Source organism: Escherichia sp. E2748 (assembly GCF_005781125.1).
GTDB lineage: Bacteria > Pseudomonadota > Gammaproteobacteria > Enterobacterales > Enterobacteriaceae > Escherichia.
In genome coordinates this window covers 57,716-66,602 of record NZ_VATP01000025.1, presented here as the reverse complement: position 1 = coordinate 66,602, position 8,887 = coordinate 57,716, and the positions used below count along the sequence as shown (strand labels likewise).

Below are 8,887 nucleotides of genomic sequence, written 5' to 3'. Positions count from 1 at the left end.
GGAAAGCCACGCTCTTTCTGATAAGAAATCAGCATATCCAGCACCTGCTGCTGGCATTGAGTTAACGTCGTCATTACGCCCCCACGTAATTCCCTGACAGATACCACTCATCACTCGATACAGCGCACTTGCTGCTTTTCCGTAAACACTGCTCACGACGCGCCAGAAAATTGTTTCGTTCTGGCTGGGAGTGGCTTTCACGGAATGCCGCCATCCACACCGTTGCAGCACGACGGTATAAGCCCCTGGACTCCAGTTTTTCAGCCTGCCGGGTCAGGCACAAAATCACCCGGGGATCGTTAGTGCCGACATAGAAATTGCGCACAGATCTGGTTTCTCGAACTGGTTGTGGTTCCAGTTCCTGCGCTCTCTCAGTCAGGCGCGGGAAATGTCTGCGTGTATCCCCTTCACAACGGTGAGCCACACGCCCACTCTGACGTAACTTGCTTGCTGACTGCAGAACGCGCTGCCGTGAGTAACCAGCAAAAGCATCCGCAATGTCTCCGGAAGTACACCCCGGATGGGCTTCAATGAATTTCTGAACGTCATTCAAAAGACTCATGATCACCCCCTGAATCCTGCCGGGATCTGGCTGTAGTCCACGTTGTCGTAACTGGATTTGAAGTACGGGTCTTCGCGTTTTTCGGTGTACGTGCTTACGGACGGCGATAAGCGCAGGGAAAGCTCATCCCATTTTTCCCGCAGCTTCGACGGGCTGAGCACGTTACGGCACCAGAACGGATCGCGGCTGACGCGGCTGTACATCTCGCAGATTTGTTTGTGAGTACGACCATCCTGCACACACATCAGGCGAATTTCGTTTGCCCAGGCTGTCCAGTTCGGTTCTTTGGGACGAACCACCTCGCCGTCACATTCGGCAGCCTGCTCGTACAGGGCGATGATTTTTTTCCAGAGCCACTGTGCGCAGGTCAAATCATCCTGCGTCCCCCACTGGCGCTTTTTAGGGCTGAATACAACCGCATCAGGATGGCGAGTTAAAAAATCCTGTTCATCCATCTGCGTGTCCGGTTGCGAAGCGTCCGGACGAGAGGGTTTTTTATCTGACGGATCATGTTTTGATTTTACTGACGGATCCCCGCCAGATTCTGACGGGTGAAAACCCGCTTTTTTGCCAGATTTCGACGCATCAAATTTTGACGGGTCAGATTTTGATGCGTCAGATTTTGACGGGTCAGAATCTGACAGTTGAGAAAATGCCGCTGCCTGAAGCTTCGCAACGTTAAGCTGATAAACATTCGACGCATTGCGGTTACCCTGGCGACGCGCCTTACGAGTTAACCAGCCTTCTGCTTCCAGCCGTGCGATAGCCGTTCTGACGGTGCTCATCCCCGCGCCAATCTGGCGGGCAATGGTTTCAATTGATGGCCAGCACACACCTTCGTCATTACTGAAATCAGCCAGGCGGGCCATAATTGCCACGCTGGATAACTTCATGCCTGACGCAGCGCAACCATCCCATACATAGCCGGTTAATTTAGTGCTCATGACCGACCTCTATTTCCCTGAATTTACGACGAAACTGTTCGAGCGGGCTGAAGCACTCATGCTCATAGCCTTCGCGGAGGTAGATAACCCGTTGTGTTTCCGGCTCCCAACGAATGACTCTGACGGGCACTCCGTAGTGATCTTTGAACCAGCGGTTAACTTGTCGCAAAGGACTGTCTCCTTTTGCCGGTTGAAATCGCCCACAGCCCACTCTGCAAAGCTGTGGGTTACAATTTCCCTGTCACCTGGTACATTCACTGCATAGCAATACTCCACCTTCGCTTTTCCACCCGGTACAGGAAGTGCAATCAGTTGCGAGCGACGGTAGTGTGTTGTTAAACTGTTCATGCGTTAGTTTCTCCACAGTCACGACACGCCACGGCGCCCGGAGCTGCACACTCGCGGGCGTCATTACTTTCTGAAATGCAAAAAATTTTGTAGACCAGTGCTGCATGCTCCTGCAGCTTCGAAATTGAGAGGTACAGCTCGTCATTAATTGCTGTCTTCTCATGCGGTTCCACTACACCGTCTTCGATTGCTGAACGAATCTGTTTTGAATAACTGCCGATCTGTTCAATGACTTCCAGCAGACGCTGGTTAATATCGGCGTTGTCCACATCCTCGACGTCAGGAAGAGACACAAAGACGCCATTTGCAGACTGCGCCACAGCATCAGCAATGAAGTGAGTTCCACCAGCACGTTGCAAAATCATTGCCCATCCCAGCGGGAAAATCTGATCGCCATCGGCACGAAGGCGGTTAAATAATGCGTTCTCTGTTACATCCAGCCAGTCAGCAGCTTCAGCGTAACCCCCCGGCAACGCTGCGATAGTTTTTCTGACAGCTTTCACGTACCACTCAGGCTGTTTGTCTACTTTCCAGTGATGCTTACCCACGGTTCACCTCCTGTTCCTGTGGTTTAAACCCATTCTGGTTTTGGCTAGATTGAAAACGTGCCGGATAAAGAATCTGCATTTCGCTGATTTCACCCTTAAAAAAATTGGCTAAACGTTCTGCAAGCTCGATAGATGGAATCTGTTCCAGCCTCTCAATACGACTCAACGTCGCTGGATTGACTTGAACACCCGCAGCAACATGCTGCAAAGTGAAACCATGCGCCTTACGCACATTTCGTAATTGTGATTGCATATAACCTCCAAATATTGCGCGTTATGCATGTTATTTCACGCAAGTATTTTGCGCAAGTTGATTTGCTTATCACGCAATAAAGAAATGTAATAAACGCATGAACATAGGAAACCGAGTCAGACAACTTCGCCAAGCGAAGAACATGAAAATCGCCGATCTCGCTGAAGCAATAGGAGTAGATGCGGCGAACATCTCGCGCTTAGAAACGGGTAAGCAGAAACAATTTACCGAACAAACACTGAGTAATATTGCCAAGAGCTTAGGTGTTGATATTGCTGATCTCTTTACCTCTGCCCTCAAAAGTAATACTGTATATAAAAACAGTAATAATGAGGATGTTGCGCAGGTGAAGGATGTGTTCCGTATTGAAATGCTGGATATCAGTGCCAGTGCGGGAAATGGCCTTATCCAGGGCGGTGATGTCATTGATGTGATTCATGCCATCGAATACAGAACTGATAATGCTGTATCAATGTTCGGCGGACGACCAGCCAATCACATCAAAGTTATCAACGTTCGTGGGGACAGTATGTGTCCAACCATTGAGCCAGGAGATCTCATCTTCGTTGATGTCAGCATCAATCAGTTTGATGGTGATGGTATATATGTCTTTGGTTTTGATGACAAAATATACGTTAAAAGACTTCAAATGATTCCTGACAAACTGCTGGTGATTTCTGATAACCAGATTTACCGTGAATGGGGAATTACTAGCGAAAACGAACACCGATTCATGGTCTTTGGAAAGGTCTTAATCAGTCAGTCGCAAACCCTTAAGAGACATAATTAACTTCAATATCCCATCCATCGGCCACCGAAAGGTGGCTTTTTATCACCCATCATTTTGCACATCTCGCAAAATATCACTTGCGCATCTCGCATTTTAATTTTATCTTTTGTTCCAGACCAACTACAGGATTACAACAAAATCTGGTTGCAACACGGTGCATGGTGCATGTGTCGTAAGCGGTCAGTAAATGTCAAAAACGAACAGTCAGGACGACCAAGAAGTAGCCGCCTTGGGCATATGAAGTCCAAGATGATTCGTTAGCAACAAAAAAGCGCCCTATAGGACGCTTCGCTCTTTAACAATCTGGATATCCACAACAGTAGCAATCTACAGATTGCCGTTAAGTTTTCTGGCCAACTCCTCAATGGATGGAGGCGATACGTAATCCGGATTTTTATTCATCAGAAACTTATTTTCACAGTGGAGGCACCTGCTTTTATGAAAAAGCTCATCTTCGCTAACCGGGAATGGTTGAAGTATCGATACTATCTTTTGTCCAAAACATTTTGGGCAAAGATGCATGGTTATGCTGCCACCGTTCACGATTACCTCCTTCGAGTATACAAAAGTACCCGACTCAAGTTGGTTAAGGATATAGCCTTCCGTCTGAGCCTCAAAGTTTTCGAATTCTGCAATTTTAGCTTTGAGAGAAGCATTTATTTCTTGATAAGAGCCCACCAGTTCAACGAGAGACACGCATTCGCGCTGAATAGACGCAAGCTTTGAGTTCAGCTCACCAATAGCCGCATTTACTTCAGCTTGAGTTTTTGCCTCGTTCATTAGTTTTGCAATCTGGGCGATTTCACGAATAGCCGTCATTGCTGCCGTTAATTCAGCGATCACATTGAATTCTCTTATTGTTGCTGGGGATATCCAGATTAACCGAATCCTTGTTGTTGGGGAATAACCAGGTCCACCTCGCCTGATGTGGCTAAAAGCAGGCACATAACAGCTAAGTATTTTCAACCAGAGAGAATCCTTAGCGTTGTGGTGAATGCGGCTCAGCGCACGCGGGTTAAGGTTGAGGCTGACAGTCGACCTTCTGTGGATACCCACCCGCCTGGTGTGCAACCTTCGCCAGGCACCGGGAGGCACCCGGCACCACAACTTTATGCTGTGTGTAGTCCTGGCGGTACCAGTTTGTACCCTTGCTTCCGGCTGGTACCGTCCTTTTTACAAAACAGAGAAGAGCATCACCGGACGACGGGCTCATAACCCAATCCATCCGGGCGGCTGCCACCGCAGGTGTTCTTCTCTGTTTTGTGGAGAAACTAACCGCCCCTACGGGGGCATTTATGGAAATGTAATTGACTCAATAATCGCCGGACGGTGAGGGCTTCCTTTTACCCGAATTCAGCGCGGTGCAGCGCATATACGTGGAGAACAAAATGTCATTTATTAAAACTTTTTCCGGGAAGCATTTTTATTATGACAGGATAAATAAAGACGACATCGTGATTAACGATATCGCGGTTTCCCTTTCAAATATCTGTCGCTTTGCAGGACATCTTTCACACTTCTACAGTGTCGCCCAACATGCGGTGCTTTGCAGCCAGCTGGTGCCGCAGGAATTTGCTTTTGAAGCTTTAATGCATGATGCAACAGAAGCATATTGCCAGGACATCCCCGCACCACTGAAACGACTTCTTCCTGACTATAAACGGATGGAAGAAAAAATAGACGCCGTAATCCGTGAGAAATACGGGTTACCTCCTGTTATGAGCACGCCAGTGAAATATGCCGATCTCATTATGCTGGCAACCGAACGCCGCGATCTCGGGCTTGATGATGGCTCTTTCTGGCCTGTGCTGGAAGGTATCCCGGCAACAGAGATGTTCAACGTGATTCCACTGGCTCCAGGCCATGCCTACGGGATGTTTATGGAACGCTTTAACGAATTATCGGAGTTACGCAAATGCGCATGAATGTTTTCGAAATGGAAGGGTTTCTTCGTGGGAGATGTGTACCGCGAGATCTGAAAGTGAATGAAACGGATGCTGAATACCTGGTGCGTAAATTCGATGCGCTTGAAGCTAAATGTGCAGCACAGGAAAACAAAGTAATACCAGTGTCAACTGAACTGCCACCAGCAAATGAAAGTGTTTTGTTATTCGATGCTAACGGAGAAGGCTGGCTAATTGGCTGGCGTTCTCTCTGGTACACCTGGGGACAAAAAGAAACCGGAGAATGGCAGTGGACATTTCAGGTCGGGGACCTTGAAAACGTCAATATCACTCACTGGGCAGTAATGCCAAAAGCACCGGAGGCTGGAGCATAATGACCACTTTTACCGACAAAGAACTGATTAAAGAAATTAAAGAGCGTATCAGCAGCCTTGACGTGCGAGACGATATTGAGCGCCGTGCTTATGAAATCGCACTCCTATCTCTGGAAGTAGAACCAGATGAACGCGAAGCTTATGAATTATTCATGGAAAAGCGTTTTGGTGACTTAGTAGATCGTCGGAGAGCAAAAAACGGCGATAACGAATACATGGCATGGGATATGACTCTCGGTTGGATCGTCTGGCAGCAACGAGCTGGTATCCATTTCTCAACAATGTCACAGCAAGAGGTGAAATAATGGAGCCATACAGCCTCACACTCGATGAGGCCTGTCATTTTCTCAAGATATCCAGACCGACTGCCATTAACTGGATACGCACAGGGCGTCTTCAGGCAACACGCAAAGATCCCACTAAGAATAAATCTCCTTACCTCACAACACGACAAGCCTGCATTGCGGCTCTTCAGTCTCCGCTGCATACTGTCCAGGTGAGCGCGGGTGATGGCATAACAGAGGAAAGAAAATGTCACTCTTCCGCAGAGGTGAAATATGGTACGCCAGTTTCACATTGCCGAACGGTAAAAGATTTAAACAGTCTCTTGGAACAAAGGACAAAAGGCAGGCGACAGAACTCCATGACAAGCTAAAGGCTGAAGCATGGCGGGTCAGCAAACTTGGTGAAATACCTGATATAACGTTCGAGGAAGCGTGTGTCAGGTGGCTTGAAGAGAAAGCACATAAAAAATCACTGGACGATGACAAAAGCCGGATCGGATTCTGGCTTCAACATTTCGCAGGAATGCAACTAAGAGACATTACTGAATCAAAAATTTATTCAGCAATGCAGAAAATGACGAACCGGCGTCATGAGGAAAACTGGAAACTCAGGGCAGAAGCATGCAGAAAAAAAGGGAAACCTGTTCCAGAATACACGCCAAAACCAGCGTCCGTTGCAACGAAGGCTACGCATCTTTCATTTATAAAGGCCCTACTAAGAGCCGCAGAGCGTGAATGGAAAATGCTGGATAAGGCACCAATTATTAAAGTGCCTCAACCAAAGAATAAACGGATCCGCTGGCTGGAGCCCCATGAAGCACAAAGGCTGATTGATGAATGTCCGGAGCCATTAAAGTCTGTTGTTGAATTTGCACTGGCAACAGGCTTAAGACGCTCGAACATCATCAACCTTGAATGGCAACAAATAGATATGCAGCGCCGGGTGGCATGGATAAACCCGGAAGAGAGTAAATCAAACCGCGCAATTGGCGTTGCGCTGAATGATACTGCATGTCGCGTATTGAAAAAACAAATCGGGAATCATCACCGTTGGGTATTTGTGTACAAGGAAAGCTGTACCAAACCAGACGGAACGAAAGCGCCAACAGTAAGGAAGATGCGGTATGACGCAAACACAGCCTGGAAAGCGGCGCTGAGACGGGCTGGTATTGATGATTTCAGATTTCACGACTTGAGACACACCTGGGCAAGTTGGCTGGTTCAAGCCGGAGTCCCGTTGTCAGTGTTACAGGAAATGGGAGGCTGGGAGTCTATCGAAATGGTTCGTCGATATGCTCACCTTGCACCTAATCACCTTACCGAACACGCACGGCAAATAGACTCGATCCTGAACCCATCGGTCCCAAATTTGTCCCAGTCAAAAAATAAGGAAGGTACTAATGATGTGTAACTTATTGATTTAAATGGTGCCGATAATAGGAGTCGAACCTACGACCTTCGCATTACGAATGCGCTGCTCTACCAACTGAGCTATATCGGCCCTGAAAGGACATGTCCACGAACGTGAATCACGGTGGACAAGGTTAAAACTAACCGGGCGATGCGTCAATGGCCTTGTGAATCAAATGGCTACTTTTGCATCACCCGGTTTTATTTACGCACGAATGGTGTAATCACCAATGCCGATCCACTTGTAGGTGGTCAGTGCTTCCAGCCCCATTGGGCCGCGCGCATGCAGTTTTTGTGTGCTTACCGCGACTTCCGCCCCCAGACCAAACTGGCCGCCGTCGGTAAAACGCGTAGAGGCGTTAACGTAAACAGCGGAGGAATCCACTTCGTTAACAAAACGCTGGGCGTTGCGCATATCGCGGGTCAGGATCGCATCGGAGTGTTGTGTGCCGTGTTCACGAATATGGGCGATGGCATCGTCAAGATCGCTGACGATTTTGACGTTCAAATCTAATGACAGAAATTCATCGTCATACTCTTCGGCTTTAACAGCCACCACCTTCGCGGGTCCAGCCTGCAACTGCGCCAGTGCGGCAGCATCTGCGTGTAATGTCACGCTGCTTTCCGCCATTTGTTTGCTTAATGCGGGCAGGAAGCTATCAGCGATGTTTTTATTCACCAGCAACGTTTCTACCGTATTACACGTGCTCGGACGCTGAGTTTTCGCGTTGACGATCACTTTCAATGCTTCAGCGATCTCTGCACTTTCATCAACGTAAATATGGCATACGCCTATACCGCCTGTGATCACCGGGATTGTCGACTGTTCGCGGCATAGCTTATGCAGACCAGCGCCGCCGCGCGGGATCAGCATGTCGATGTATTTATCCATACGCAGCATTTCACTGACCAGTGCGCGATCCGGATTATCAATTGCCTGTACTGCTCCTGCCGGTAAACCGCAGGATTTCAGGGCGTCCTGAATCACCGCCACCGTTGCAGCGTTAGTGCGGCAGGTTTCTTTGCCGCCACGCAGGATCACCGCGTTACCCGTTTTAAGGCACAGCGAAGCGACATCAACCGTCACGTTCGGCCGCGCTTCATAAATCACGCCAATCACCCCCAGCGGTACGCGACGACGCTCCAGACGCAGGCCGCTGTCCAGCACGCCGCCATCGATTACCTGCCCCACCGGATCGGCGAGGTTACACACCTGGCGCACATCATCGGCAATGCCTTTCAGCCGTGCGGGCGTCAGTGCCAGACGGTCAAGCATCGCTTCGCTGAGGCCATTAGCACGCGCGTCAGCAACATCCTGGGCGTTAGCGTTGAGGATGATTTCGCTTTGTGCTTCCAGTTCATCGGCGATTTTTTCCAGCACGCGATTTTTTTCGCGGCTGGAGAGTTGCGCTAATTTATACGAGGCTTGCTTCGCGGCAATGCCCATTTGTTCCAGCATCGGCCTGCTCC

13 protein-coding genes, 1 tRNA gene and 2 pseudogenes are annotated in these 8,887 nt (G+C 48.8%); 7 read left to right on the top strand and 9 right to left on the bottom strand.

Annotated features, from left to right (window positions below):
- From FEK42_RS19205 to FEK42_RS19180, 6 genes and pseudogenes are all read right to left on the bottom strand, one after another.
- A pseudogene (locus FEK42_RS19205) lies at positions 1-74 on the bottom strand (LexA family transcriptional regulator); the annotation flags it as partial.
- A complete protein-coding gene (locus FEK42_RS19200) occupies positions 74-568 on the bottom strand; it encodes a PerC family transcriptional regulator (RefSeq protein ID WP_135491986.1) in 495 nt (164 codons plus the stop codon). The pseudogene FEK42_RS19205 and the gene FEK42_RS19200, both read right to left, overlap by 1 nt.
- On the bottom strand, positions 565-1,506 hold the full coding sequence (locus FEK42_RS19195) for a helix-turn-helix domain-containing protein (protein ID WP_033553763.1): 942 nt from the start codon (positions 1,504-1,506) through the stop codon (positions 565-567). The genes FEK42_RS19200 and FEK42_RS19195 overlap by 4 nt, the downstream gene beginning before the upstream one ends.
- A complete protein-coding gene (locus FEK42_RS19190) occupies positions 1,496-1,675 on the bottom strand; it encodes a DUF4222 domain-containing protein (protein ID WP_001250269.1) in 180 nt (59 codons plus the stop codon). Before FEK42_RS19190 ends, FEK42_RS19195 begins: the two co-directional genes overlap by 11 nt.
- Positions 1,676-1,850: 175 nt before the next feature.
- Positions 1,851-2,402, bottom strand: a complete 552-nt coding sequence (gene ymfL / locus FEK42_RS19185; RefSeq protein ID WP_001440240.1) for a protein YmfL — start codon at positions 2,400-2,402, stop codon at positions 1,851-1,853.
- Positions 2,395-2,655, bottom strand: a complete 261-nt coding sequence (locus FEK42_RS19180; protein ID WP_053906482.1) for a helix-turn-helix transcriptional regulator — start codon at positions 2,653-2,655, stop codon at positions 2,395-2,397. The genes ymfL and FEK42_RS19180 overlap by 8 nt, the downstream gene beginning before the upstream one ends.
- A 97-nt stretch (positions 2,656-2,752) precedes the next feature.
- Here FEK42_RS19180 and FEK42_RS19170 point away from each other — a divergent pair, with 97 nt between their 5' ends.
- Positions 2,753-3,445, top strand: a complete 693-nt coding sequence (locus FEK42_RS19170; protein WP_001353346.1) for a helix-turn-helix transcriptional regulator — start codon at positions 2,753-2,755, stop codon at positions 3,443-3,445.
- A gap of 327 nt (positions 3,446-3,772) precedes the next feature.
- On the opposite strand, the gene FEK42_RS19165 is transcribed toward FEK42_RS19170, so the two are convergent.
- On the bottom strand, positions 3,773-4,288 hold the full coding sequence (locus tag FEK42_RS19165) for a hypothetical protein (protein WP_053906484.1): 516 nt from the start codon (positions 4,286-4,288) through the stop codon (positions 3,773-3,775).
- A gap of 144 nt (positions 4,289-4,432) precedes the next feature.
- Here FEK42_RS19165 and FEK42_RS23090 point away from each other — a divergent pair.
- The 6 genes and pseudogenes from FEK42_RS23090 to FEK42_RS19135 all read left to right on the top strand — a co-directional run bounded on the left by FEK42_RS23090 (position 4,433) and on the right by FEK42_RS19135 (position 7,418).
- Positions 4,433-4,752, top strand: a pseudogene (locus FEK42_RS23090) (hypothetical protein).
- A gap of 81 nt (positions 4,753-4,833) precedes the next feature.
- Positions 4,834-5,370, top strand: coding sequence for a 5'-deoxynucleotidase (gene yfdR / locus FEK42_RS19155; RefSeq protein ID WP_000008236.1), 537 nt, complete (start codon positions 4,834-4,836; stop codon positions 5,368-5,370).
- Positions 5,361-5,723: a phage protein gene (locus tag FEK42_RS19150; protein WP_001242749.1), complete on the top strand. Its 363-nt coding sequence runs from the start codon at positions 5,361-5,363 to the stop codon at positions 5,721-5,723. Before yfdR ends, FEK42_RS19150 begins: the two co-directional genes overlap by 10 nt.
- A complete protein-coding gene (gene yfdT / locus FEK42_RS19145) occupies positions 5,723-6,028 on the top strand; it encodes a protein YfdT (protein ID WP_000206732.1) in 306 nt (101 codons plus the stop codon). Before FEK42_RS19150 ends, yfdT begins: the two co-directional genes overlap by 1 nt.
- Entirely contained in the window at positions 5,944-6,378 is a 435-nt protein-coding gene (locus FEK42_RS23085) for a helix-turn-helix domain-containing protein (protein WP_077941726.1), read from the top strand. Before yfdT ends, FEK42_RS23085 begins: the two co-directional genes overlap by 85 nt.
- Positions 6,300-7,418, top strand: coding sequence for a tyrosine-type recombinase/integrase (locus tag FEK42_RS19135; protein WP_001132557.1), 1,119 nt, complete (start codon positions 6,300-6,302; stop codon positions 7,416-7,418). Before FEK42_RS23085 ends, FEK42_RS19135 begins: the two co-directional genes overlap by 79 nt.
- Before the next feature lie 14 nt (positions 7,419-7,432).
- On the opposite strand, the gene FEK42_RS19130 is transcribed toward FEK42_RS19135, so the two are convergent.
- Positions 7,433-7,508: transfer RNA gene (locus FEK42_RS19130), tRNA-Thr, on the bottom strand.
- Positions 7,509-7,622: 114 nt separating this feature from the next.
- Positions 7,623-8,876: a glutamate-5-semialdehyde dehydrogenase gene (gene proA, locus FEK42_RS19125; RefSeq protein WP_135409526.1), complete on the bottom strand. Its 1,254-nt coding sequence runs from the start codon at positions 8,874-8,876 to the stop codon at positions 7,623-7,625.
- Between the last annotated feature and the right edge of the window lie 11 nt (positions 8,877-8,887).

Coding starts and splice junctions, on each gene's coding strand:
- yfdT (WP_000206732.1), top strand. CDS start 5,723: ATGACCACTTTTACCGACAAAGAACTGATTAAAGAAATTAAAGAGCGT.
- proA (WP_135409526.1), bottom strand. CDS start 8,876: ATGCTGGAACAAATGGGCATTGCCGCGAAGCAAGCCTCGTATAAATTA.
- FEK42_RS19180 (WP_053906482.1), bottom strand. CDS start 2,655: ATGCAATCACAATTACGAAATGTGCGTAAGGCGCATGGTTTCACTTTG.
- FEK42_RS23085 (WP_077941726.1), top strand. CDS start 5,944: ATGGGATATGACTCTCGGTTGGATCGTCTGGCAGCAACGAGCTGGTAT.
- yfdR (WP_000008236.1), top strand. CDS start 4,834: ATGTCATTTATTAAAACTTTTTCCGGGAAGCATTTTTATTATGACAGG.
- FEK42_RS19150 (WP_001242749.1), top strand. CDS start 5,361: ATGCGCATGAATGTTTTCGAAATGGAAGGGTTTCTTCGTGGGAGATGT.
- FEK42_RS19195 (WP_033553763.1), bottom strand. CDS start 1,506: ATGAGCACTAAATTAACCGGCTATGTATGGGATGGTTGCGCTGCGTCA.
- FEK42_RS19170 (WP_001353346.1), top strand. CDS start 2,753: ATGAACATAGGAAACCGAGTCAGACAACTTCGCCAAGCGAAGAACATG.